This window comes from Pectobacterium sp. F1-1 (assembly GCF_025643735.1).
Classification (GTDB): Bacteria; Pseudomonadota; Gammaproteobacteria; order Enterobacterales; family Enterobacteriaceae; genus Pectobacterium; species Pectobacterium colocasium.
In genome coordinates this window covers 1,425,700-1,449,242 of sequence record NZ_CP104733.1, presented here as the reverse complement: position 1 = coordinate 1,449,242, position 23,543 = coordinate 1,425,700, and the positions used below count along the sequence as shown (strand labels likewise).

21 protein-coding genes, 2 tRNA genes, 3 other RNA genes and 1 CRISPR repeat array are annotated in these 23,543 nt (G+C 52.1%); of the genes, 6 read left to right on the top strand and 20 right to left on the bottom strand.

All coding sequences use genetic code 11. From position 1 onward, the window contains the following. Positions 1-12: 12 nt before the first annotated feature. From NAL19_RS06330 to gpmA, 4 genes are all read left to right on the top strand, one after another. Positions 13-1,272: a TolC family protein gene (locus NAL19_RS06330; RefSeq protein WP_263059135.1), complete on the top strand. Its 1,260-nt coding sequence runs from the start codon at positions 13-15 to the stop codon at positions 1,270-1,272. Next, positions 1,269-2,771 (top strand): efflux RND transporter periplasmic adaptor subunit, encoded by a 1,503-nt coding sequence (locus tag NAL19_RS06325; RefSeq protein ID WP_225087375.1) that lies wholly within the window; start codon positions 1,269-1,271, stop codon positions 2,769-2,771. Before NAL19_RS06330 ends, NAL19_RS06325 begins: the two co-directional genes overlap by 4 nt. Continuing rightward, positions 2,768-5,905 (top strand): efflux RND transporter permease subunit, encoded by a 3,138-nt coding sequence (locus tag NAL19_RS06320; RefSeq protein WP_263059134.1) that lies wholly within the window; start codon positions 2,768-2,770, stop codon positions 5,903-5,905. The genes NAL19_RS06325 and NAL19_RS06320 overlap by 4 nt, the downstream gene beginning before the upstream one ends. Positions 5,906-6,042: 137 nt before the next feature. Continuing rightward, positions 6,043-6,795 carry a 2,3-diphosphoglycerate-dependent phosphoglycerate mutase gene (gene gpmA, locus NAL19_RS06315; protein ID WP_015839535.1) on the top strand — a complete coding sequence of 251 codons (753 nt, stop codon included), beginning with the start codon at positions 6,043-6,045 and terminating at the stop codon, positions 6,793-6,795. Between the two features lie 327 nt (positions 6,796-7,122). Further along, a CRISPR array of direct repeats spans positions 7,123-7,639; the repeat unit is 29 nt; unit sequence CGGTTTATCCCCGCGTGTGCGGGGAACAC. A gap of 399 nt (positions 7,640-8,038) precedes the next feature. Here gpmA and aroG read toward each other — a convergent pair. Beyond that, positions 8,039-9,094: a 3-deoxy-7-phosphoheptulonate synthase AroG gene (aroG, locus tag NAL19_RS06310; protein ID WP_225087373.1), complete on the bottom strand. Its 1,056-nt coding sequence runs from the start codon at positions 9,092-9,094 to the stop codon at positions 8,039-8,041. Between the two features lie 295 nt (positions 9,095-9,389). Between aroG and zitB the strand changes: the two genes are divergently transcribed. Further along, positions 9,390-10,355 carry a CDF family zinc transporter ZitB gene (gene zitB, locus NAL19_RS06305; protein ID WP_263059133.1) on the top strand — a complete coding sequence of 322 codons (966 nt, stop codon included), beginning with the start codon at positions 9,390-9,392 and terminating at the stop codon, positions 10,353-10,355. A gap of 7 nt (positions 10,356-10,362) precedes the next feature. Here the strand turns inward: zitB and pnuC are convergent, their stop codons facing one another. Together pnuC and nadA are read right to left on the bottom strand one after the other, a co-directional pair. Then, positions 10,363-11,088, bottom strand: coding sequence for a nicotinamide riboside transporter PnuC (pnuC, locus tag NAL19_RS06300; protein ID WP_263059132.1), 726 nt, complete (start codon positions 11,086-11,088; stop codon positions 10,363-10,365). Positions 11,089-11,146: 58 nt separating this feature from the next. After that, positions 11,147-12,208, bottom strand: a complete 1,062-nt coding sequence (gene nadA, locus NAL19_RS06295) for a quinolinate synthase NadA (protein ID WP_263059131.1) — start codon at positions 12,206-12,208, stop codon at positions 11,147-11,149. A 216-nt stretch (positions 12,209-12,424) separates the two neighbouring features. Here nadA and NAL19_RS06290 point away from each other — a divergent pair, with 216 nt between their 5' ends. Continuing rightward, positions 12,425-12,823 carry a YjaA family stress response protein gene (locus NAL19_RS06290; protein WP_263059130.1) on the top strand — a complete coding sequence of 133 codons (399 nt, stop codon included), beginning with the start codon at positions 12,425-12,427 and terminating at the stop codon, positions 12,821-12,823. Between the two features lie 13 nt (positions 12,824-12,836). On the opposite strand, the gene NAL19_RS06285 is transcribed toward NAL19_RS06290, so the two are convergent. From NAL19_RS06285 to cydA, 17 genes are all read right to left on the bottom strand, one after another. Then, positions 12,837-13,559: a DUF554 domain-containing protein gene (locus NAL19_RS06285; RefSeq protein WP_225087368.1), complete on the bottom strand. Its 723-nt coding sequence runs from the start codon at positions 13,557-13,559 to the stop codon at positions 12,837-12,839. A 241-nt stretch (positions 13,560-13,800) separates the two neighbouring features. Beyond that, positions 13,801-13,936, bottom strand: a non-coding RNA gene (locus tag NAL19_RS06280) — RtT sRNA. Positions 13,937-13,981: 45 nt separating this feature from the next. Next, positions 13,982-14,117: non-coding RNA, RtT sRNA (locus NAL19_RS06275), on the bottom strand. Between the two features lie 45 nt (positions 14,118-14,162). Beyond that, positions 14,163-14,238 (bottom strand) — tRNA-Lys (locus tag NAL19_RS06270). A 49-nt stretch (positions 14,239-14,287) separates the two neighbouring features. Further along, positions 14,288-14,416: non-coding RNA, RtT sRNA (locus NAL19_RS06265), on the bottom strand. Positions 14,417-14,431: 15 nt separating this feature from the next. Further along, positions 14,432-14,507, bottom strand: a tRNA-Lys gene (locus NAL19_RS06260). 175 nt (positions 14,508-14,682) lie between these two features. Then, positions 14,683-15,459, bottom strand: a complete 777-nt coding sequence (gene cpoB, locus NAL19_RS06255; protein WP_263059129.1) for a cell division protein CpoB — start codon at positions 15,457-15,459, stop codon at positions 14,683-14,685. Between the two features lie 9 nt (positions 15,460-15,468). Beyond that, positions 15,469-15,978 (bottom strand): peptidoglycan-associated lipoprotein Pal, encoded by a 510-nt coding sequence (gene pal, locus NAL19_RS06250; protein ID WP_010299226.1) that lies wholly within the window; start codon positions 15,976-15,978, stop codon positions 15,469-15,471. A gap of 40 nt (positions 15,979-16,018) precedes the next feature. Continuing rightward, on the bottom strand, positions 16,019-17,311 hold the full coding sequence (tolB, locus tag NAL19_RS06245) for a Tol-Pal system beta propeller repeat protein TolB (protein ID WP_225087367.1): 1,293 nt from the start codon (positions 17,309-17,311) through the stop codon (positions 16,019-16,021). A gap of 138 nt (positions 17,312-17,449) precedes the next feature. Then, a complete protein-coding gene (tolA, locus tag NAL19_RS06240) occupies positions 17,450-18,625 on the bottom strand; it encodes a cell envelope integrity protein TolA (protein WP_263059128.1) in 1,176 nt (391 codons plus the stop codon). Between the two features lie 64 nt (positions 18,626-18,689). Further along, positions 18,690-19,115: a colicin uptake protein TolR gene (gene tolR / locus NAL19_RS06235; RefSeq protein ID WP_010285025.1), complete on the bottom strand. Its 426-nt coding sequence runs from the start codon at positions 19,113-19,115 to the stop codon at positions 18,690-18,692. Between the two features lie 12 nt (positions 19,116-19,127). After that, positions 19,128-19,814: a Tol-Pal system protein TolQ gene (tolQ, locus tag NAL19_RS06230; protein ID WP_225087365.1), complete on the bottom strand. Its 687-nt coding sequence runs from the start codon at positions 19,812-19,814 to the stop codon at positions 19,128-19,130. Then, positions 19,811-20,215, bottom strand: a complete 405-nt coding sequence (ybgC, locus tag NAL19_RS06225) for a tol-pal system-associated acyl-CoA thioesterase (RefSeq protein ID WP_039348462.1) — start codon at positions 20,213-20,215, stop codon at positions 19,811-19,813. Before ybgC ends, tolQ begins: the two co-directional genes overlap by 4 nt. A 133-nt stretch (positions 20,216-20,348) precedes the next feature. Then, positions 20,349-20,642 carry a cyd operon protein YbgE gene (gene ybgE, locus NAL19_RS06220; RefSeq protein WP_225087364.1) on the bottom strand — a complete coding sequence of 98 codons (294 nt, stop codon included), beginning with the start codon at positions 20,640-20,642 and terminating at the stop codon, positions 20,349-20,351. After that, positions 20,639-20,755, bottom strand: a complete 117-nt coding sequence (gene cydX, locus NAL19_RS06215) for a cytochrome bd-I oxidase subunit CydX (protein WP_015839522.1) — start codon at positions 20,753-20,755, stop codon at positions 20,639-20,641. The genes ybgE and cydX overlap by 4 nt, the downstream gene beginning before the upstream one ends. 16 nt (positions 20,756-20,771) lie before the next feature. After that, positions 20,772-21,911: a cytochrome d ubiquinol oxidase subunit II gene (gene cydB / locus NAL19_RS06210; protein ID WP_263059127.1), complete on the bottom strand. Its 1,140-nt coding sequence runs from the start codon at positions 21,909-21,911 to the stop codon at positions 20,772-20,774. A gap of 13 nt (positions 21,912-21,924) precedes the next feature. Further along, positions 21,925-23,493 (bottom strand): cytochrome ubiquinol oxidase subunit I, encoded by a 1,569-nt coding sequence (cydA, locus tag NAL19_RS06205; RefSeq protein ID WP_225087362.1) that lies wholly within the window; start codon positions 23,491-23,493, stop codon positions 21,925-21,927. Positions 23,494-23,543 lie beyond the last annotated feature (50 nt).

The window sequence follows — 23,543 nt, the reverse complement described above, 5'->3', positions numbered from 1 at the left end:
CCGGAGCACATCATGAACTTATCCAAACAGGATGCCGCGCGCGCGTGTCTGGCGATGTTGCTGTGGCTGCCTGCCGCCGTATTTGCGGCAGATCTGAGTCTTGAACAGGCCTTACAGGCGGCGGAACGTTATTCCGCCGATCTGTCCGCCAATCAACACCAGATTAATGCACTACAGAACATGGCCGACTCCGCCACGCAACTCCCCGATCCCAAATTGAAATTTGGCGTCGAGAATTTGCCATTAGGCGGTAACAACGGTAGCCGACTCACGCGTGAAGGCATGACGATGCAACGTATCGGCGTCATGCAAACCTACGTCAGCAGCCGTAAGCGTGATAGTAAGGCACAGGCTATTCGGGTCGAAGCCGACGCACTGCAAAGTAATAGCGAAAGTATCCGTGCTCGCCTGCAACGGGAAACGGCACAGGCGTGGCTGGATTTGGCACTCTCGCAAAAAGCATTGGCCGACGTCGTTGCACTGGTCAACGAAAGCCAACGGCAGATCGCGTCACAAAAAGCGAATGTGGCGGCTGGCGGTGAAACCAGTAGCGTGCTGGATGCTCGTCTGACACTAGCAACCATGCAGGACAAGCTGGCCGACGCGGAACGAGATACTCAGATCGCGCACGCTCGACTCGTGCAGTTGACCGGCATGACGGCCATTAACGTGCACGGAGAACTGCCCCGTTTTGAGCGACTGCCAGCGTCACCAGAAGTGTTGAGCAGCGCCATTCACCAGCACCCGGAAATGCAACAGGCACGGCGTGAAGCCGAACTGGCACAGGCTCGCTCCGCGCAGTCAGCCGTTGCTGCCATCCCTAATGTCGATGTTGAAGTCTATTACGCGAAACGTGGTGACGATTACGACGACATGGCGGGCATGATGGTGACGGTTGATTTGCCGCTGTTCACCTCCAAACGTCAGGACAAGGACTACGCCGCAGACGTCTCGCGCAGTATGGAGGCACGCGACAAAGTCTTACTCACCGAACGAGAACATCAGGCGCAGCTCGATACGCTGATTGCCCAATATCTCGCCGCACAGTCACGCTGGCAGCGTCAGAGTAACGACGTTCTCCCGCTACAACAGCAGCGCATCAAGCTGATTCAGGCTCAGTATCAATCCGGCAGCAGTAATCTCGCTGCAGTACTGGATGCCCGCCGGGCCCTGCTTGAAAGCCGGATCGCGGTTCAGGATACCGCCCGGGAGATGGCACAATATTGGGCTGCCATCCGCTATCTGACACCACAAGGAAGCCCTGCGCGATGAACAAAAACGTAACGAGAAAATCACTCATGTTTAGTCTGGTGACACTGGCTGTGATCAGTGCGGGCGGCGTGGGCTATCTGGTGGGTCAACAGCAAACATCGCACGCCCCCGTGGAAATTGAGACAGAACGTACCGCCCTCTACTGGTACGACCCAATGGTGCCGGATAAACGTTTCGACAAGCCGGGGAAATCCCCCTTTATGGATATGGAACTGGTGCCCCGCTACGCCGATGAAGTACAGGATGATGGCGGTATCACCGTCAGCGCCCGCCAGCAGCAAAACCTCGGCGTCCGCACCGCCCGCGCGGAAATACGCGAACTTGCCGACCGTAGCACGGGTTACGGCACCGTCGCGATCAATGAGCGCGGATTGCACACGCTGGTCGCGCCCAGCGGCGGCATTGTCGAAAAACTCACAGTTAATGCGCTGCAACAGCAGGTGAAGAAAGGCGAAACGCTGGCCACATTGTGGAACCCAACCTGGGCGGCGGCGCAGCGCGAATATTTGGCAGTGCGGCAGTTGGGCGACGATATCCTTAGCCAATCGGCCCGACAGCGGCTGTCGCTGCTCTTCATGCCGGAAACGGTGATTCGTCAGGTCGAGCGTAGCGGCAAGCCGCAGGATAGGATCGCCATTACTGCACCGGAAGATGGCTACGTGAACAAGCTCGAAGTACGGCAAGGCATGCAGTTAAGCCCTGCTCAGTCGTTATTTGAGCTTGCCAGCCTGAATCCAGTTTGGGTCGATGTCGATTATCCCGAGTCACAGGCGGCGCAGCTCACGATTGGCAGCGACATCAGCGCCGCCAGCACTGCCTGGCCGGGCAAAACCTTCCACGGCAAAATCAGCGAGCTGCTGCCCGTGCTGGATAGCACCACGCGCACGTTAAAAGCGCGTGTCGTACTCGACAACCCACAGCAGCAGCTAAAACCCGGCATGTACCTCACCGTACAGCTTTCTCACGCTCAGGCACAGCCGCGTCTGGCGATCCCACAGGAAGCACTATTGGTCAGTGGTAGCCAGAATCGGGTCTTGCTGAGCGACGGGAACGGTCATTTTACCCCGCGTAACGTCACTGTGGGTGCGTCGCTAGGCGACTGGGTCGAAATCATCGAGGGCTTAAAGGCGGGCGACAGCGTAGTCACCTCTGGCCAGTTCCTGATTGATTCCGAAGCCAGCCTGCGCAGCGCCTTACCGCAATTTGATGCAGAGACATCAGAAAACCCAGCAACGCCAGCTACCTCGGCTGGCTATCAAACACAGGGCGTCATCAGGGCAATCAACGGCAATCAGGTTACCATTGAGCACGAAGCCGTTCCGGCGCTCAACTGGTCACCAATGACGATGGACTTCACGCTGCCACCATCAGGGCTGCCTCAGGGCGTAGGGCTCGGCAGCACCGTGCGTTTCCAGTTCAGCATGGACGACAGCGGGATACACGTTCTGCATTTTTCCGCTACTGACGATCCGCATGCCGGACACGGAGGCCATCCATGATTGCCTACGTAATTCGCTGGTCGCTCAACAATCGCCTGCTGGTTTTGCTGGCGGCGCTATTCATGGCGGCGTGGGGGCTGCTTTCCCTGCAAAAAACGCCGCTGGATGCTCTTCCCGATCTGTCTGACGTGCAGGTCATCATTCGCGTCAGCTATCCGGGGAAAGCGCCACAGGTGGTGGAAAATCAGGTGACCTATCCGCTCACCACCACCATGCTTTCCGTGCCGGGCGCCAAGACAGTCCGGGGCTTTTCCATGTTCGGCGATGCCTACGTCTACGTGCTGTTTGAGGACGGAACCGATCCTTACTGGGCGCGCTCCCGCGTGCTGGAGTACCTCAGTCAGGTGCAATCCAGCCTGCCCGCCGAGGCCAAAACCTCGCTGGGGCCGGATGCCACTGGCGTAGGCTGGATCTACGAATACGCGCTGGTCGATCGCAGCGGCAAATACAGCCTGGCTGACCTGCGCGGGTTTCAGGATTGGCTGCTGAAATATGAGCTGAAAACGGTGCCTGATGTGGCAGAAGTCGCCAGTGTGGGCGGTATGGTCAAGCAGTATCAGATCATCGTCGATCCAGAACGGATGCGGACGCAGGGCATCACCCACCAGCAGATCGTGAGTGCCGTGCAGGCAGCCAATCAGGAAAATGGCGGCTCCGTGCTTGAGCTGGGTGAGGCGGAGTATATGGTACGCACCACTGGCTACCTGAAAACCGCGCAAGACTTTAACCACGTGGTGATTACCACCCGCAACGGCATTCCTGTGCTGTTACAGGACGTGGCTACGCTCAGAGAAGGGCCGGAGATGCGGCGCGGCATCGCCGAACTGAATGGCGAAGGTGAAGTGGCGGGCGGCATTATCGTCCTGCGCTATGGTAAAAATGCGCTGAATACGCTGCATGCCGTCAAAGCACGCTTACAGGAGATACAAAAAAGCCTGCCAGCGGGCGTTGAGATCGTCCCAACCTACGATCGCTCGCAGTTGATAGAACACGCTATCGACACGCTCAGCTTTAAGCTGTTGGAAGAGTTTGCCGTTGTCGCCGTCATCTGCGCCCTGTTTTTGTTCCACTTCCGCTCGGCGCTGGTGGCGATTATCAGCCTGCCGCTGGGGATACTGGGGGCGTTTATCATCATGCGCTATCAGGGCGTGAACGCGAATATCATGTCACTGGGCGGAATCGCGATTGCTATCGGTGCCATGGTGGATGCCGCGATTGTGATGATAGAAAATATGCATAAAGTCATTGAGCAGTGGCGGCATGAAAACCCCGGCAAGCAGCCGCAAAATAACGAGTGGTGGCAGTTAGCGGAACGGGCGGCGGTGGAAGTCGGTCCCGCGCTGTTTTGCAGCCTGCTGATCATTACGCTGTCGTTTGTACCGGTGTTCTCACTGGAGGCGCAAGAAGGCCGCATGTTTTCACCGCTGGCTTTTACCAAAACCTATGCCATGGCCGTTGCCGCCGGATTAGGGATTACGCTGGTTCCGGTATTAATGGGATATTTCGTGCGCGGTAAGATACCGGACGAGCAGGCAAATCCGATTAACCGTTGGCTGATTGCACTCTATCACCCGGTGCTGCAAAAAGTGCTGAGCTATCCGAAGATCACGCTACTGGTCTCCGGCCTGCTGTTGCTGCTCACGCTCTTTCCGCTCAGCCGTCTGGGAAGCGAATTCATGCCGCCGCTGGATGAAGGCGATCTGCTGTATATGCCTTCTACCCTGCCCGGCATCTCCGCGCGTGAAGCGGGTCGCCTGCTGCAACAAACGGATCGGTTGATTAAAACCGTGCCCGAAGTTGAATCGGTTTTCGGTAAAGCAGGTCGGGCCGAAACGGCAACCGACCCCGCTCCGCTCACCATGCTGGAAAGTACGATTCGGCTGAAACCGCGCAACCAGTGGCGTGAGGGCATGACCATGGACAAGCTGGTGGCCGAGTTGGATCGCACCGTCAGCCTGCCGGGCATCGCCAACGTGTGGGTGCCACCGATTCGCAACCGGCTGGACATGCTGGCTACCGGTATCAAAAGCCCGGTGGGCATCAAGGTCAACGGCAATAATCTGGCAGATATTGAGCGTACCGCCGAGCAAATCGAGCAGGTGGTAAAACAGGTGCCGGGCGTGACCTCTGCGCTGGCGGAGCGGTTAGCAGGCGGGCGCTATATCGATATTGATATCGACCGCCCGCGCGCCGCGCGCTACGGCGTGTCTGTTGAGGAGCTTCAGTCGGTGGTCGCAACGCTCATCGGCGGGCAGAATATCGGCGAAACCATTGAAGGTCGTCAGCGTTACCCCATCAATATCCGCTACCCGCGTGAATTACGTGATTCACTACAAAAATTGCGTGACCTGCCCATCGTGACGGCAAACGGCAGCAGAGTGACACTGGCAGAGCTGGCTGATATTCGCGTCAGTGAAGGGCCCCCCATGCTGAAAAGCGAGAACAGTCGTCTGTCCGACTGGATTTATGTCGATCTGCGCGGCCGTGACCTGAAATCCGCCGTTGAAGATATGCAGCAGGCCGTCGCCCAGCAGGTCACGCTGCCGGAAGGGGTGTCGCTGAGCTGGTCCGGTCAGTTTGAGTATCTGGAACGCGCGACAGAAAAAATGAAAGTCGTTGTTCCCTTTACGCTGCTGATCATTTTTGTGCTGTTGTATGTCACCTTCAACCGCATCAAAGATGCGTTGCTGATTATGGCAACGCTGCCCTTCGCGCTGATTGGTGGCGTCTGGCTGCTCTATATCCTTGGCTATAATCTTTCTGTAGCTGGTGCCGTAGGCTTTATTGCACTGGCGGGTGTCTCGGCGGAATTTGGCGTCATCATGCTGCTCTACCTCAATCATGCGGTGGAAAAACACCGCGTGGCCGGTCAGGCGCTGTCGCGCCAGCAGTTAATGGATGCTATCCACGAAGGGGCTGTTCTGCGGGTACGGCCAAAAATGATGACCGTAGCAACGATTATGGCAGGCCTGCTGCCCATTATGTGGGGCGGAGGCAGCGGTTCCGAAATCATGCAGCGGATCGCCGCGCCGATGATAGGCGGCATGGTAAGCGCTCCTCTGCTGTCAATGCTGGTGATCCCTGCGGTTTATCTGTTATTGCACAAGGGGGAAACCGGTTTGCTGAAACGGTAAAGCCAGAGCGTGATTTTACGCAAATAACCTGCGGATAAATCACGCTTGCCATCGACTATCGATTGCCGATAACCGTTCTCCGCCCCTATAATGAAATCAGTTATCACAGAAATCTTAGGATAGGAAGGAGTTTAGCTATGGCTGTAACTAAGCTGGTACTGGTAAGACACGGTGAGAGCCAGTGGAACAATGAAAACCGCTTCACAGGCTGGTACGATGTCGATCTGTCCGACAAAGGCCGTTCAGAAGCCAAAGCCGCAGGTCAGCTGCTGAAAGACGAAGGTTTTGCCTTTGATTTCGCGTATACCTCCGTGCTGAAACGTGCCATTCACACACTGTGGAACGTACTGGACGAGCTGGATCAAGCCTGGTTGCCAGTGGAAAAATCCTGGAAACTGAATGAGCGCCACTACGGTGCGCTGCAGGGTCTGAACAAAGCCGAAACCGCTGAAAAATACGGTGACGAGCAGGTTAAACAATGGCGCCGTGGTTTTGCGATTACGCCACCAGAGTTGACGCGTGATGACGAACGTTTCCCAGGCCACGACCCACGTTACGCATCTCTGAGCGACAAAGAGCTGCCACTGACTGAAAGCCTGGCGCTGACCATCGAACGTGTTGTGCCTTACTGGAATGAAACCATCCTGCCACGCATTAAGAGCGGCGAGCGCGTCATCATCGCGGCTCACGGTAACTCACTGCGTGCACTGGTGAAATACCTGGACAACATGGGCGAAGACGAAATTCTGGAACTGAATATCCCAACTGGCGTGCCGTTGGTATATGAGTTCGACGAGAACTTCAAACCAATTAAACGTTACTACCTGGGCAATGCAGACGAAATCGCTGCAAAAGCGGCCGCAGTAGCGAATCAGGGTAAAGCGAAGTAATTTAGCCCCGAATGAGAAAAGCCCGGTCATTACTGGAACTCTTCAGTAATGACCGGGTAAAAAAGACAGACATAGCGTTATACCATATACTTTCGACAGAATACCCTTCTCGACGCGAACACAGCTTTAACGTGTAACGTATCGCTCACCTTAGCCCGTATCGAACAATACCTTCCCGAAACTGTACCGATAAAAAACAAGATAAAACGCATCAGCCACCTGCAGAGTAAATACCTTTCTGCACCGCAGATATATCCACTATTTTTCATACTATTACAGCATTACTGACCCGCACCGTTGATGGTATGTAATTGCTGTTAGCTGGAGTGGTTTATCCCCGCATGTGCGGGGAACACTAGGAATTGCCGTATTCATTTATATCGATTCCCGGTTTATCCCCGCGTGTGCGGGGAACACTAAGAGCGTTGGACTCCGAAAATTTGAAAAGACGGTTTATCCCCGCGTGTGCGGGGAACACAAGCTCCAATCTGACGCGCATTGCTTGAAGAGCGGTTTATCCCCGCGTGTGCGGGGAACACGTGGTTAATCAGCGGCGTTGCAGACCCCTTGCCGGTTTATCCCCGCGTGTGCGGGGAACACTGTTGCAACTTCGTTAAGCGCTTCTTGCGAGCCGGTTTATCCCCGCGTGTGCGGGGAACACCAGTTTGCCGTTTAGCAAGTTGTCCCATTCTGCGGTTTATCCCCGCGTGTGCGGGGAACACGCGCTTGACTTGTCGCCGAATTTGGCCTGTGCCGGTTTATCCCCGCGTGTGCGGGGAACACTCTTATTAAAACTTGGTTATAAACAAATTCGCCGGTTTATCCCCGCGTGTGCGGGGAACACTCTAAATATAGAGATTTGTTTTATAACATTTTTTCCAGAATAAAGAATCCTACCGATTTTTCCACACCGGTACATATCTATAACTCATTGATTATCAATAGATAAAAAAAGACAAACCGCGTTCCGCTCTATTCTACCAAATTACGATAATTTTCTTTTAGAATTCAATAGGCTAACACGGTGAAAGCACGCGGTGTGCTTCTATATCTGACAGGTGTTGAGAATATCCTGAGACACTCCCACTGGTTTTAAAACGAATAACGCTGGACGTTGTTGTTACCAATCTGGTCAGAACCTAACAAATAAAGTAGGGTTCTAATTTATTGCGCCAGATTTGTGAGAATTCCTCAATGCCTGTACCGGATTTTTATGGCGAGCTTCCTGCTCGCCATTCAAGTGTTATTTACTGCGGCGTTCGCGTACGGCAGACGCTAACTGACGCAGCAGGGATTCCGTATCTTCCCAGCCAATACACGCATCGGTCACGCTGCGGCCATAAACCAGCGGTTCACCACTTTCCAGACTCTGGTTACCTTCAACCAGATGGCTTTCCACCATCACGCCCATAATCGCTTTGTCGCCCTGAGCGATCTGCCCACTGACGTCAGTACAGACATCCATCTGCTTTTTAAACTGCTTGCTGCTGTTAGCATGGCTGAAATCGATCATGACCTGCGGTGTCAGACCCGCTTTTTCCAGACCAATTTTTACGTCTTTCACGTGCTCAGCGCTGTAGTTTGGCGTTTTTCCGCCGCGCAAAATGATGTGGCAATCGTTGTTACCGCTGGTGTTCACGATAGCCGAATGACCCCATTTGGTCACAGACAAGAAGCAGTGCGGTGCGCTGGCGGCGTTAATCGCGTCAATCGCAACCTTGATGGTACCGTCGGTGCCATTTTTAAAACCAACAGGACATGACAGGCCAGAGGCCAGTTCACGGTGTACCTGAGATTCTGTTGTACGGGCCCCGATTGCGCCCCAGCTCATCAAATCCGCCAGGTATTGCGGGGTGATCATATCCAGGAATTCACCCGCAGCCGGCAAACCGGTATCGTTAATTTCCAGCAACAGCTGGCGCGCAATGCGCAAGCCGTCATTGATCTGGAAGCTGTTGTCCATGTGCGGATCGTTGATTAGCCCTTTCCAGCCAATTGTGGTGCGAGGTTTTTCAAAATAAACCCGCATCACGACTTCCAGATCGGCGCTCAGCTCATCACGCAGCGTTAGCAGACGCGCAGCGTACTCTTTTGCCGCTTTTGTGTCGTGAATCGAGCAAGGACCAATCACCACCAGCAAGCGATCATCATTGCCGTTAAGTATTTTATGGATGGCAGTACGTGCGAACGATACCGTTTCCGCTGCCTTCTCCGTGGCTGGAAACTTTTCTAACAAAGCAACCGGCGGCAAAAGTTCATTAATCTCTTTAATTCTTAAATCATCATTTTGGTAATTCATAAATAAATCCATCGGTTCCGAAACGGTATGTTAACCCCATCCAATACGCGCCATCCCGCCCGTGCAGGTAGTCTGAGAAACGGGATGTTTCATATTGAAGATTGATTATTATATGTCAAGCTGGTGTTATCAGGACGCTGAAATCAACGGGATTTACGCGATCAAATGCTCTCAGATGCCCTATCCGTCCTATTTTCACCAGAAAATACCTCAACCGACAGTTCGGTGAAACGCAGGATAGGTTTTCTCTACGGGTTTCAGTAAAGTGGAATAAAACCGCAACTCAGGGTGATCTATGGCACATAACCACAGCCACACGGAATCAGGTAACAGTAAACGTCTGCTGGCCGCATTTATCATTACCGCCACGTTTATGGTGGCAGAAGTCATTGGTGGCCTGCTATCCGGCTCCCTCGCTCTGCTTGCGGATGCAGGTCATATGCTGACAGACGCCGCCGCGCTGTTTGTCGCACTTGTCGCCGTGCGTTTCGCACAACGTAAACCCAATGCGCGCCATACCTTCGGCTATTTACGGCTCACGACCCTCGCTGCGTTTGTAAACGCGCTAACGCTAATACTGATTACCGCGTTCATCTTCTGGGAAGCTATCCAACGTTTCTATGAGCCTCAGCCTGTTGCAGGCATCCCCATGTTGCTTGTCGCCGTTGCCGGATTGCTGGCAAACATCGTGGCGTTTTGGCTGTTACACCACGGCAACGAAGGGAAAAACATTAACGTCCGTGCGGCAGCCCTGCACGTGTTGGGCGATCTGCTCGGTTCTGTCGGCGCGATTGTCGCAGCCGTTATTATCCTTTATACCAACTGGACGCCTATCGATCCGATTCTCTCTGTTTTGGTGTCATGTCTGGTGCTGCGCAGTGCCTGGGCGTTATTGAAAGAGAGCATTCACGAACTGTTGGAAGGCACTCCCACCCAACTTAGCGTTGAGGTTTTGCAGAAAGATCTGACGCTGAATATTCCCGAAGTCAGAAATATCCATCATGTTCATTTATGGCAGGTTGGCGAAAAACCGATGATGACGCTGCATGCGCAGGTGGTTCCCCCGCACGATCACGATGCGTTATTAAGACGTATTCAGGAATATTTACTGAAAAACTACCAGATTGGACATGCGACGGTGCAGATGGAATATCAACGCTGTGATGATGACCACTGCGATTTCCACCATCAGGAAAGCCATCATTCGGCTATTCATTATGGTGAAAAGTATGAGGCAGAAGGCCACCACCACAAGCATTAAGGTTGGATTACGCGCCTTGTGAAACCGTACTGACGCGGTTTTCCTGTGCGCTCTTAATCCATAGCCAGGAACCATTCAGGGCGATCAGCGTCAGGATCGCGTACTCCACCGCCATCGCGTAGACGCCCTGATAAGCAAAAATCACCACGCTTATCACATCAATCACTACCCACAGCAGCCAGTTTTCGACGTATTTACGCGTCATCAGGATCATCGCTACGATCGATAGTACCATCATGGTGGAATCCCAGAACGGGAACGCATCCGGCTGAAGGGTCGGCATTTGTACTTCCAGCCCTAGTCCCTGCATACCAGAAACAGCAATGCGCGTCAGCACAGCGAATACCGCATCAATGTAGAACGTCATCAAACCAATCGTGACAATACAGGCCACCGACCAGCCAATCAGCTTCTGCATCGGCAGCCAGCGGATGCGTAGCTCCACTTCCTGCGAATCCGTCTTGCGCGTCCAGGCATACCAACCATAAATATTGGCGGCAAAGAAGAAGATTTGCAGCAACAGGCTGGCGTAAAGCTGAATCTGAAAAAAGATCACGGCAAACAGCGTGACGTTAATCAACCCAAACAGGTAGTTGATGGTTTTTTCCTGACTCGCGAACCAAATACACAACAGGCCAAACAGCGTACCAATCGCCTCAATCCAGGAAAGATCGTATCCCCCTTCCCCCAAAGGAATATGAATTAAAATATTACTGGTACTAAAAAAATCCATCTCACCACCCTGTCTCAATTATTGTAAGAAATGTCTATCAAGATGCTCTGATTCGCCGTCAGGCATTTCCTTTCACACGCAATTTTAGTGAAGCCGCAAAATCCAGCATGCGATTCAGCGGGATTAATGCGCCTTCTCGCAGGGCGGCATCAACATGAATCTCATGGGCATTGCCGCCTTGTTCCAGGCCGTTAGCAATCGCTTCCAGCCCATTCATCGCCATCCACGGGCAGTGGGCGCAGCTGCGGCAGGTTGCCCCTTCACCCGCTGTCGGCGCTTCCAGCAACGTTTTCTCCGGGCAAGCCTGCTGCATCTTGTAGAAAATGCCGCGGTCAGTCGCCACAATCAGTTCGCGCTGCGGTAGCGTTTTCGCCGCCTGAATCAGCTGGCTGGTCGACCCAACGGCGTCAGCCATCTCTACCACGCTCTGCGGCGATTCTGGATGGACCAAAATGGCCGCATTCGGGTACAGAATCTTCATGCGCTTCAGCGCCTGCGTTTTAAATTCGTCATGCACAATGCACGCGCCCTGCCAACACAGTACATCCGCCCCTGTCTGCTTTTGGACATAGCTTCCCAGATGACGATCCGGTGCCCAGATAATTTTTTCTCCCAGGCTATCCAGATGCTCGATCAACTCCACTGCGATACTGGACGTGACCACCCAATCGGCACGCGCTTTTACCGCCGCAGAAGTATTGGCATAAACGACGACGGTTCGATCTGGGTGTGCATCGCAAAAACGGCTGAATTCCTCGACGGGACAGCCGAGATCGAGCGAGCATTCGGCTTCCAAGGTAGGCATCAGAATTGTCTTTTCTGGATTGAGTATCTTGGCAGTTTCCCCCATGAAGCGGACACCTGCCACCAGTAGCGTCGATGCCGAGTGGGTGCTACCGAATCGCGCCATTTCCAGCGAGTCCGCCACGCAACCGCCGGTTTCTTCTGCCAACGCCTGAATTTCAGGATCGGTATAGTAGTGCGCGACCATGACGGCGTTTCTTTCCCGCAGCAGTGTTTTTATCCTGCTACGATAGTGCTGTTTCGCCTCAGCCGATAATGGCTTCGGCTTCGGCGGAAACGGATAAATGGTCTCATTGCTATCAAAAAGGGTGCTCATTATGAATTTCCACGATGACAACTCGGGTTGTAACACCGGATACTGATTCATCACCAGCATCAGCGTTTTTTATCCTAAACAAAATACCGAAAAGCATGCCTAAAGTCGCGGTGTTTTTTCCAAAAAACCGGTCATTTTGTTTAATATGCTTAAAACACCGATATGAAATGCGTGAGTGGTATGACTCATAGAAAAAGAGACAAGGAGAGAAATGGCATGGCCAGCCTCTATATCAGAATATATCGCGATACCCTGACCGTCAGAAATGTGGACACGCAACAAGAAGCGACGGAGAAACCAGAAACACCTTTTACCACCACACGCTTGCTGCTTGGGCAGATGATTCCGGCGATGAAGCTATTGGATCGACTCACGCGCAAAGTGGCAGCCAAACGGCTGGTTGGCCTGTTTTCCTCGCACAATGTCATCGTTCATGCAATGGAGATGAATGAAGGCGGGCACAGCCAGGTCGAATTTGCCAGCTACATCGAGCTAGCCAAAAGCATTAGCCCGCAGGGGAAGCATATTTATGTCTGTAGTAAGAATGTGCCGCTTACCGACCAGGAAGTCATACAAATTTTTAGCGGCGACATGCCATCGATCGTCAGCCGCTAATCAGACATGACTTTTAGGCGAAGAGGCGATGCCAGTAGAGAGAGACAGGAATAACCAGCACCAACGCAGGCAGGAAGTTAACCACCGCAAATGATTTGATCTGCGCGATCCTCAGCCCTACCGCAATCATGATAATACCGCCACAGGCAGAAAAATCCCCCATCGTGATGTCGGTCATAAAGGGCATAATTAATTTGGCGGAGAAAAACAACAGCGTCTGGACAATCATCTGCGGTATCGCAATCGACATCACGGCAATGCCAAGCGTGATGGAAAAAATTAGCGCGGTGAAAATATCCAAAGCAGATTTGATGATCAGCAGCTGATAATCACCAGTTAGTCCTTCCGTCAACGCGCCGACCACGCCGGTTCCGCTGGCACAAAACAGGACGATTAACGCGGTAAAGTTCTGGGTGTAGACATCCTGCGGTAAGCGATGCCCTTGCCCTTGTGCAGGCAGAACGCGGTTTAGCCCTCTCTGAATCATCGTGCCAGCCCACTGTACGCCAGACTCCATGCGGAGCAGCTCGCCTAACGCAACACCAATCACGATAGCCAGCGCCACCGCAGGCAGTTGCTGGACTTTAACGACCAGCGTGATACCCATTGCAATCGACACCATCGCAAACGCTGGCGGAAGGCCATCCTGCAAACGTTGGGGGATAAAGCGACGCAAAGTAATACCTAAGCCACTACCAATCAAGATAGCAGCACCATTAATCAACGGACCAATCATATATCTTCCTAAACAGGGCTACAGGCGCGTCCCTGTGACAGTGACTCCATTCCCGCTCGATAGGATGAGAAAACAGTTCCTGACGGGTTATATAGTCCATAGAGAGGGGAAAAAACCTAATATACCGCAAAGTCTTAACGAGTAGGGAATGATGATGGGTTTTATCTCACCGACGGACGTAGCATGTGCGATATATGATTTAAAATGAGTTTGTTCGAAAAAGGAGATTTACTACTTGGAGTGGTGGGTCGTGCAGGATGACTCGGCCTCTGGCCTCGCCCCTTCGGGGTCAACGCTCACGCGTTGCTGTCTCGCTTCGCTCGGCTCGAACCTGCGACCAATTGATTAAAAGTCATGATATACATTATGTGGATGAAGAGAGAAGCAATGATTGTGTAATGAGGAATTAAACTACTAAGAGATGGTGGGTCGTGCAGGATGACTCGGCCTCTGGTCTCGCCCCTTCGAGGTCAACGCTCACGCGTTGCTGTCTCACTTCGCTCGGCTCGAACCTGCAACCAATTGATTAAAAGTCACGATACACATTATGTGGATGAAGAGAGAAGCAATGATTGTGTAATGAGGAATTAAACTACTAAGGAATGGTGGGTCGTGCAGGATTCGAACCTGCGACCAATTGATTAAAAGTCAACTGCTCTACCGACTGAGCTAACGACCCGCAATGCGGAACTGCTTGATACTTATTAACTTAACACTGCTCTTGAAATTGGTGGGTCGTGCAGGATTACTCGTCCTACGGACTCGCCCTTCGAGCCAACGCCTTCGAGTTGTTCAAAATCGATACTGCCGATTTTGTCGAACCTTTCGGTTCTCATCCTTCACGATTCAAAATCAATTATCACACTTGAAATTGGTGGGTCGTGCAGGATTCGAACCTGCGACCAATTGATTAAAAGTCAACTGCTCTACCGACTGAGCTAACGACCCAATTTCATGCTGCTTTAGCGTTTCGCTGTTTGCCTTGGCAACGGCGGCACATATTACTGATTTAAATTTTCAGCGCAACCTATTTTCTTAAAAAACTGTTTGATTGCTTACTCTTAAGACGTTTAGGCACAAAAATCGCTCATGCTGCGCAATTTTCGTGCCAATTAATACGGTATTACGATCCCGCTAAACGCTTTTGCGCCTGCTTTGCACTTTCTGTATTGGGGTACATTTTTACAACTTGCTGGTAAACGGCCTTGGCTTTGTCAGCCTGACCTTTTTCCTGCATGATCACCCCAACCTTCAGCAATGCCTCGGAGCTTTTTGGTGATTTGGGATAATTTTTAACAACGTTGGCGAAATAGTACGCCGCATCGTCCTTTTTCCCCTTGTTGTAATTCAACTGACCGAGCCAATAGTTCGCATTAGGCTGATAGGTTGAATCAGGGTACTTCTTGACGAATGACTGAAATGCGCTAATCGCCTGATCGTACTGTTTTTTCTCCAGCACAAGCGCGACTGCGGCATTGTAATCCGTATTCGCATCCCCCGTACTGGCCGGTGCCGCCGTGTTGGCTGCACCGGTATCAGTACCCGCAGCAGCGGCAGGTGTGCCGTCTGTCGTCGGTGTAGAAGAGGATTGCGAACTTAATCCATCAATCTGCTGATAGATTTGCTTCTGCCGTTCAACAACCTGATTCAACTGATACTGACTTTCCTGAATCTGCCCACGGAGACTGTCAATATCACGCTGATTATCAGAGATCTGCTGCTGAAGTTGGGTTAAAAGCTGACTGTGAGCGTTAGAAATACGCTCCAATTGAGTGACACGGTCTTCGACCGAGCCTGAGCCGACATTACTGATTGGCGCTTGGGCAGTAGCGGCCCAAGGGACCGCTACGCCAACCAGTAACGACAGACCCAACAGGTGACGTCTGAAGTTACTGCTCATGCGATTCTCTTAATATACCAGAACGGCACGACGGTTTTTGGCATACGCCGCTTCGTCATGACCGAGAACAGCTGGTTTCTCTTTACCGTAAGAAACGATAGAGATCTGATCGGAAGAAACGCCTTTACCCTGCAGGTACATTTGTACCGCGTTGGCACGACGCTCACCCAGAGCGATGTTGTATTCTGGCGTACCGCGTTCATCCGCGTGACCTTCGATAGTCACTTTGTAAGACGGGTTGCTACGCAGGAATGCAGCGTGTGCGTCCAGCATCTGAGCGAATTCAGAGCTCACATCGTACTTGTCCAGACCGAAGTAAACGATGTTGTTGCGCTGTAATTCTTGCATCTGCAAACGCGCTTGCTCAGAAGAAGACATGTTGCCGCCATCCATCATGCCGTTGTTACCAGCACCCATGGAAGATTGGTCATTGTCCGCGTTCTTGTTGGAGCTACAAGCGGCCACTGCCAGTACCGGCAGAGCCAACATCAGGCCTTTCAGCACTTTATTGAATTGCATTTCTTATGTCCTTTGACGAGTTTATTGTACATATCTGTACTTATAGATACGGCGACCAGGCAGGGAATTTAACCTGTCCATCAGTAGCCGGAAGACGCGCTTTGAAACGCCCATCTGTCGAAACCAGTTGTAGCACTGACCCCAGTCCTTGTTTGGAGCTGTAGATCACCATCGTGCCATTCGGTGCGATACTTGGCGTTTCGTCCAGGAACGTGTCCGTTAATACTTGTACGGCACCCGTTACCAGATCCAGTTTGGAAATATGCTGAGCTCCACCATTAGAGCCAACCGTTACCAAAAACTTCCCGTCGGCGCTCACATCAGCATCCTGATTCTGGGAGCCTTCCCAGGTCAAACGCTGCGGTGCTCCGCCGTTAACATTGACTTTATAAACCTGAGGACGGCCAGCCTGATCTGAAGTATAGGCCAAGGTCTGGCTGTCAGGGAACCACGTTGGCTCCGTATTATTGCTACGGCCATCCGTCACCTGGCTGATTTGACCCGATCCCAGATTCATGACATACAGGTTCAGGCTACCGCTCTTGGAGAGCGCGAATGCCAGTTTGCTGCCATCAGGAGAGAAAGAAGGCGCGCCGTTGTGACGTGGGAAAGATGCAACCTGACGGATCGCACCATTTGCCAGCGTCTGGATAACCAGCGCAGAACGACCACTTTCAAATGTTACATAAGCGAGTTTACTACCGTCTGCCGACCAAGCCGGAGACATCAGCGGCTGTGGTGAACGGTGAACCACAAATTGGTTGTAACCATCATAGTCTGCAACGCGCAGTTCATAAGGGAACTGGCCGCCGTTGGTCTGAACAACGTAAGCGATACGGGTACGGAATGCACCTTTGATACCGCTCAGTTTCTCAAACACTTCATCGCTGGCCGTGTGTGCAGCATAGCGCAGCCATTGCTTAGTGACTTTGAACTGATTCTGAGCCAGAACGTTACCTGGGTTACCTGAGGTATCGACGAGCTGGTAAGAAACCAGATAGCTGCCATCGGCACTCGGTTGAACCTGACCAACCACAACCGCATCAATACCCAGCGCCGTCCATGCAGCAGGCGTGACCTCAGATGCCGTCGCAGGCTGCTGTGGCATGCGGTTTGCGTCGATCGGGTTGAATTTGCCGCTGTTGCGTAAATCAGCACCCACAATGCCGCCTACGTCTTCAGGCGCAGCGCCAGGCCCCGCCCATTTGAACGGAACCACACCGATAGGACGCGCAGAGTCTACCCCTTGGGTAATCTCTATGCGTACTTCCGCGTGCAGCGCCGCTGCCCACAGCATTAAAAAGCTTACTGCAACTTTCAGTACTTGCTTCATCTCATCTCCCTTATCCAGACTCGAAGTCTACGATAAATTAGCAGAATTTTAACAAAAACAAACCAATGTCAACAAAACAACATAACCTGGTTTATTTACCATCGTAATAATCTTAAATCTATTGGGTAAACAGCCCGGTTACTGCGGTTTAAAGTCTATCGGCGCGTTTTTGAAAGCCTCATAAACCTCTGTGCTCGGTGGCTTCGGTATTCTGGCCTGTTTGGCAGCCGCAATAGCCGCCTGGCACAATGCCGGATCGCCGCCTTCAGCAGTGACATCAATCAGTAAGCCATCTGGTGCCAGTTTAATCCGTAATGTACAGGTGCGTCCTTTATAGAGCTGCCAATCATAAAACTTACTCTGAATGGCTGAACGCACCTGACCACCATAGCTATCCAGCGCTGCACCTGATGCACCGCTCTTCTTATTGTTGCCTGTGCCCGCAGGCGCCCCGCCGCCAGACTTCGGCGCATTTTTCGATGAAGCCAGGCCGCCCAGCAAGTCGTCAACGGCGCTTTCCTGCTTAGCCGCTTCTGCTGCTGCTTTCTTTTTCTCATCAGCCGCTTTCTTAGCTGCAGCGGCTGCTTCTGCTTTTTTCGCTGCTTCAGCATCAGCTTTTTGCTTAGCCGCCTCGGCTGCTGCTTTTTGTTTAGCTTGTTCAGCCTCTGCGGCTGCCTTGGCTGCTTCGGCTTTCGCGGTTTCTGCTGCCTTCTGCTTAGCCGCTTCCGCAGCTTTTTCCTTGGCTTCTTCTTCCGCCTGCTTCTTAGCAGCAGCGGCCGCGGCAGCCTGTTTCTTCGCTTCGTCTTCCGCTTTCTTCTTAGCGTCTGCCGCCGCTTTCGCCTGTTGTTCGGCTTCAGCCTTCGCTTTGGCTGCCGCCGCTTCGGCTTGTTTCTGCTGTTCTTTTGCCTGCTGAGCCGCAGCTTCAGCCTGCTTACGCTGTTCTGCTTGTTCCTGAGCCTGCTTTTTCGCCTCTTCCTGCGCTTGCAGACGCTCTTTTTCCAGCTCTTTCAGCCGCTGCTGTTCAGCCGCTTGCTTCTGTTGAAGCTCTTCGGCCTGCCGTTCAGCCTGCTTTTGACGCTGCTGCTCAGAACGTTTTGCATCAGTCTGCTGCTGCTGTTGGCGGTTATATTGCTCCACCACTGCGCTCGGATCGACCATGACGGCATCAATTGACGAGCCTCCGCCGCCCCCGCTGGCATCCATCGTTTGTGTCGACGAACTCCAGAGCAGCAAAGCAATCAGTATGATGTGCAAAACAGCCGAGATAATAACGGCGCGTTTCAGCTTATCGTTTTGTTCGTTTGCCTTTAGCACAAGCGATTCCCAAAAACAGTGTTGCCAGAAATAGGCTTAACGATCATTACCGTGATGCGCTCATTTAAATCGGTTGTGTCATCAAACCAACGGATTTCACGCCAGCCTGATGCAATAAATTCAACGCTTTAATGATCTCATCATAAGGAACATCCTTCGCGCCACCAATCAAAAAGACGGTCTTGGGATTGGTTGACAACCGTGATTGCGCTTCAGCAACCACTTGTTCTGCTGGAAGTTGTTCCATACGGTTTTGTTCAACAACCAGACTATATTGTCCTATGCCTGAAACCTCTACGATCACGGGCGGATTATCATTGCTGGAGACCGTTTTTGAGTCGGTCGCGTCCGGCAGATCCACCTCAACGCTCTGCGTAATAATGGGGGCTGTCGCCATAAAAATCAGCAACAGCACCAACAGCACGTCCAGTAACGGAACAATGTTGATCTCGGATTTCAGTTCACGACGACCTCTGCGTACTCGTGCCATGATCCCCCCTGATTACTTGCTGTTGTCGCTGGAGAACGCCTGACGGTGCAGGATAGCGATGAACTCTTCCATAAAGTTGTCGTAGTTCTGCTCCAGTTTGCTCACCCGCAGGTTAAGGCGGTTATACGCCATGACCGCAGGAATTGCCGCAAATAGGCCGATTGCCGTGGCAATCAACGCTTCGGCAATACCAGGGGCAACCATCTGTAAGGTTGCCTGCTTCACGGCGCCCAGCGCGATGAAGGCATGCATAATCCCCCAAACGGTACCGAACAGACCAATATACGGACTGATAGAACCAACAGTGCCTAGGAAAGGAATGTGCGTTTCCAGCGTTTCCAATTCACGATTCATTGAAATACGCATTGCACGTGACGCCCCTTCCACCACCGCTTCCGGCGCATGGCTGTTAGCACGATGCAGCCGTGCAAATTCTTTGAAACCTGAATGGAAGATTTGTTCAGTGCCCGTCAGGCTATCCCGACGGCCTTGGCTTTCCTGATAGAGGCGCGACAGTTCAATGCCCGACCAAAATTTGTCCTCGAACGCCTCAGCCTCACGCGTCGCCGAATTCAGAATGCGGGTACGTTGAATAATGATCGCCCAGGAAGCGATAGAAAAACAGATTAAAATCAGCATGATTAGTTTGACCAGAAGGCTTGCCTTCAGGAACAAATCAAAAACGTTCATGTCAGTCACTGCTTGAACTCCGCGACAATAGACTTAGGAAGCGCAATTGGCTTCATTTGATGTGGATCGATGCATGCGATCAAAACTTCAGCATGGCTTAGCAGGGTGCCATGAGCATTGAGAATACGCTGTGCAAAAGTTAGCGAAGCACCACGTAGTGAGATAATCTCACTTTGCACTTCCAGCATGTCGTCGAGGCGCGCAGGAGCAAGATACTCCACCGTCATCCGACGAACAGCAAACGCGACATGCTCACTTAGCAAGGCTTGCTGGTGAAAGTTGCGCTCACGCAACGCCTCAGTTCTTGCCCTTTCATAAAAGGCAACGTAGCGTGCATGGTAGACAACGCCACCTGCATCAGTGTCTTCAAAGTAGACTCGAACTGGCCAGCGAAACAACGAATTACTCACTCTACATCCCGGTAATGCATTAAACCTCGCTACTATACGCAAGAGAAATGAGGTTTGGAATGGATTGTGACAGCGGAAAGAAAATAATTATGGGCTGCAAGCAACCCATAACTAAATGGAATAGGAGACTATTTTAACCGAAGAAATAGTACAATCCTGCGCACAGGATCACAAAGGCAGGAAATGGTGCGAAAAACGCACGCCAGAGCAGGCGATGCGGACGAAAACCAACGCCGTGAACAACGCCAGCACAAACGGCCCAAATCAGTAGTAGCCCCTGCCAAACCGCGAGTTCACTGGTTCGCGCCGCAAAGCGCGTCGGATCCCAGAATACACAGCCCGCCAGCAGCAACGCCATGATAAGGGAAAGAGCCCTTATCGGGCTCTTATCCATCAGGCGATAGAGTTTATCGACCAGATCATTCATTGCTTATCTTCTTCAGCCGCTTTGCTTGCCTCACTCTGCTCAAGCGCCAGGGCCGTAATAATCCCTAGTGAGCAAGCAAGAAGCGTTCCGAGTATCCAGGCAAAATACCACATAAATTAAGCTCCTTACTTAGTACATAGAGTGAGTGTTTTGCTCAATCTGCTCTTTGGTAATGCGACCGAACATCTTGTAGTAACACCATGCGGTATAAGACAGCACGATAGGAACAAAAATAATCGCAACCACCGTCATGACTTTCAGGGTAAGCAGGCTCGACGTCGCATCCCACATTGTCAGACTCGCGTTAGGCACGGTGATTGACGGCATGATGAACGGGAACATGGCGATCCCAGCAGTCAGAATCACACAGGCGATAGTCAGGGAAGAGAACAGGAATGCCCATGCCCCTTTCTCTGCGCGCGCCATCACTGTAGTCAGCACGGGCAATACGACGCCCAGAGCAGGAATTGCCCACAGTACAGGGTAATTATTGAAGTTGATCAACCAGGCTCCCGCCTGATGAGCGACTTCTTTATGCAACGGATTAGATTCAGCCGCAGTGTTAATCGCAGACGTCACCACATAACCATCAATACCGTAAACGACCCACACACCAGCCAGAGCAAACGTTACCATCATCACCAGCGCAGAGATCTGCGCAGCAGATTTGGAACGCACGTGCAGATCGCCCGTGGTCCGCATCATCAGGTAAGTCGCGCCCTGAGTCAGGATCATGGTCAGGCTGACCACGCCAGCCAATAAACCAAACGGATTCAGCAGTTGGAAGAAGTTTCCGGTGTAGTACAGACGCAGATATTCATCGACATGGAACGGCACACCTTGTAACAGGTTGCCAAACGCCACACCGATCACCACCGGCGGAACAAAGCTACCGATGAAAATGCCCCAGTCCCACATGCCACGCCACCGCGGATCCTCGATTTTCGAGCGATAATCGAAGCCGACAGGACGGAAGAACAGTGATGCCAACACCAGAATCATCGCCACGTAAAAGCCGGAGAACGCGGCAGCATAGACCATCGGCCAGGCAGCAAACAGCGCACCACCGGCGGTGATTAGCCACACCTGATTACCGTCCCAGTGCGGTGCAATACTGTTAATCATGACACGACGTTCGGTATCGCCACGTCCCATCAGACGCACCAGAATGCCCACGCCCATGTCAAAACCATCAGTGATAGCGAAGCCAATCAGCAAAATACCGATCAACAGCCACCAGATAAAACGCAAGACTTCATATTCAAACATAGTGGACTCCTGTTTACCGTGCTTCCTGCGCAGCCGCTATAGGTTGTTCAAAGTGGTAGCGCCCCGTTCTCAGGCTACTTGGGCCCAGGCGTGCGTATTTGAACATCAGATACATTTCTGCAACCAGGAATAGCGTATACAGACCACAAATCAGCGCCATAGAGAACAGAATATCCCCTGCTGTCAGTGATGACGTGGCGACAGCCGTTGGCAGAATTTCACCGATGGCCCAAGGTTGACGGCCGTATTCAGCCACAAACCAGCCTGCTTCAACAGCAATCCACGGCAACGGAATACCGTACAACGCAGCACGGTGCAGCCATTTTTTCTGACCAATTTTGCCACGCAGAACCGTCCAGAAAGACAGGCCGATAATCAACAGCATCAGTACGCCACATGCAACCATGATACGGAAAGAGAAATACAGCGGTGCAACGCGTGGAATAGAATCTTTGGTCGCCTGCTGGATTTGCGCTTCAGTCGCATCAGAGACTTTCGGCGTATAGCGTTTCAGCAGCATGCCATAACCCAGATCCTGCTTAGACTGGTTGAACGCTTCTTTTACTGCCGGATCGGTATTGCCTGCGCGTAGTTCTTCCAACAGCTGATAGGCTTTCATACCGTTACGGATACGCACTTCGTGCATTTCCATCAGCTCTTTCAGACCAGTAACTTGCTTGTCCGTTGAACGGGTAGCGATCAGGCCCAGAACATAAGGAATCTTGATGGCATAGTTGTTTTCCATCGTATCCTGGTTTGGAATACCGATCAGGGTGAAGGATGCCGGAGCGGGCTGAGTTTCCCATTCGGCTTCAATCGCTGCCAGTTTGGTTTTCTGCACATCGCCCATTTCATAACCGGATTCATCACCCAGCACGATAACAGACAGTACCGCAGCCAAACCAAAACTTGCTGCAATAGCGAATGAACGCTTGGCAAACGCAACGTCGCGGCCTTTCAGCAGATAGTAAGAACTGATACCCAGGATGAACATCGCGCCCGTACAGTAACCCGCGGCCACCGTGTGAACGAATTTCACCTGAGCAACCGGGTTCAGCACCAGATCGGCGAAGCTCACCATTTCCATACGCATGGTTTCGAAATTGAAATCCGATGCGATGGGGTTCTGCATCCAGCCATTGGCAACCAGAATCCATAGTGCGGAGAAGTTAGAGCCCAGCGCGACCAACCAGGTAACGGCCATATGCTGCACTTTTCCTAAACGGTCCCAGCCGAAGAAGAACAAGCCAACAAAGGTCGATTCCAGGAAGAATGCCATCAGGCCTTCAATCGCCAACGGCGCGCCGAAAATATCCCCGACGTAGTGAGAGAAATATGACCAGTTGGTTCCGAATTGAAACTCCATGGTCAATCCGGTAGCGACCCCCAGAGCGAAGTTAATAGCGAATAACTTGCCCCAGAATTTGGTCATATCTTTATAGATTTGTTTGCCGGACAGCACATATACCGTTTCCATAATCGCCAGCAAAAACGCCATCCCCAGCGTTAATGGTACGAATAGAAAATGGTACATTGCAGTTAAGGCAAACTGTAAACGTGACAGTTCGACTACATCAAACATTTTGACTCCTTGCTCCTCGCAGGAAGGGATTAGCTTGCAAACGCTGACAA

Coding starts and splice junctions, on each gene's coding strand:
- NAL19_RS06330 (WP_263059135.1), top strand. CDS start 13: ATGAACTTATCCAAACAGGATGCCGCGCGCGCGTGTCTGGCGATGTTG.
- NAL19_RS06325 (WP_225087375.1), top strand. CDS start 1,269: ATGAACAAAAACGTAACGAGAAAATCACTCATGTTTAGTCTGGTGACA.
- NAL19_RS06320 (WP_263059134.1), top strand. CDS start 2,768: ATGATTGCCTACGTAATTCGCTGGTCGCTCAACAATCGCCTGCTGGTT.
- gpmA (WP_015839535.1), top strand. CDS start 6,043: ATGGCTGTAACTAAGCTGGTACTGGTAAGACACGGTGAGAGCCAGTGG.
- aroG (WP_225087373.1), bottom strand. CDS start 9,094: ATGAATTACCAAAATGATGATTTAAGAATTAAAGAGATTAATGAACTT.
- zitB (WP_263059133.1), top strand. CDS start 9,390: ATGGCACATAACCACAGCCACACGGAATCAGGTAACAGTAAACGTCTG.
- pnuC (WP_263059132.1), bottom strand. CDS start 11,088: ATGGATTTTTTTAGTACCAGTAATATTTTAATTCATATTCCTTTGGGG.
- nadA (WP_263059131.1), bottom strand. CDS start 12,208: ATGAGCACCCTTTTTGATAGCAATGAGACCATTTATCCGTTTCCGCCG.
- NAL19_RS06290 (WP_263059130.1), top strand. CDS start 12,425: ATGGCCAGCCTCTATATCAGAATATATCGCGATACCCTGACCGTCAGA.
- NAL19_RS06285 (WP_225087368.1), bottom strand. CDS start 13,559: ATGATTGGTCCGTTGATTAATGGTGCTGCTATCTTGATTGGTAGTGGC.
- cpoB (WP_263059129.1), bottom strand. CDS start 15,459: ATGAGCAGTAACTTCAGACGTCACCTGTTGGGTCTGTCGTTACTGGTT.
- pal (WP_010299226.1), bottom strand. CDS start 15,978: ATGCAATTCAATAAAGTGCTGAAAGGCCTGATGTTGGCTCTGCCGGTA.
- tolB (WP_225087367.1), bottom strand. CDS start 17,311: ATGAAGCAAGTACTGAAAGTTGCAGTAAGCTTTTTAATGCTGTGGGCA.
- tolR (WP_010285025.1), bottom strand. CDS start 19,115: ATGGCACGAGTACGCAGAGGTCGTCGTGAACTGAAATCCGAGATCAAC.
- ybgE (WP_225087364.1), bottom strand. CDS start 20,642: ATGAATGATCTGGTCGATAAACTCTATCGCCTGATGGATAAGAGCCCG.
- cydX (WP_015839522.1), bottom strand. CDS start 20,755: ATGTGGTATTTTGCCTGGATACTCGGAACGCTTCTTGCTTGCTCACTA.
- cydB (WP_263059127.1), bottom strand. CDS start 21,911: ATGTTTGAATATGAAGTCTTGCGTTTTATCTGGTGGCTGTTGATCGGT.
- cydA (WP_225087362.1), bottom strand. CDS start 23,493: ATGTTTGATGTAGTCGAACTGTCACGTTTACAGTTTGCCTTAACTGCA.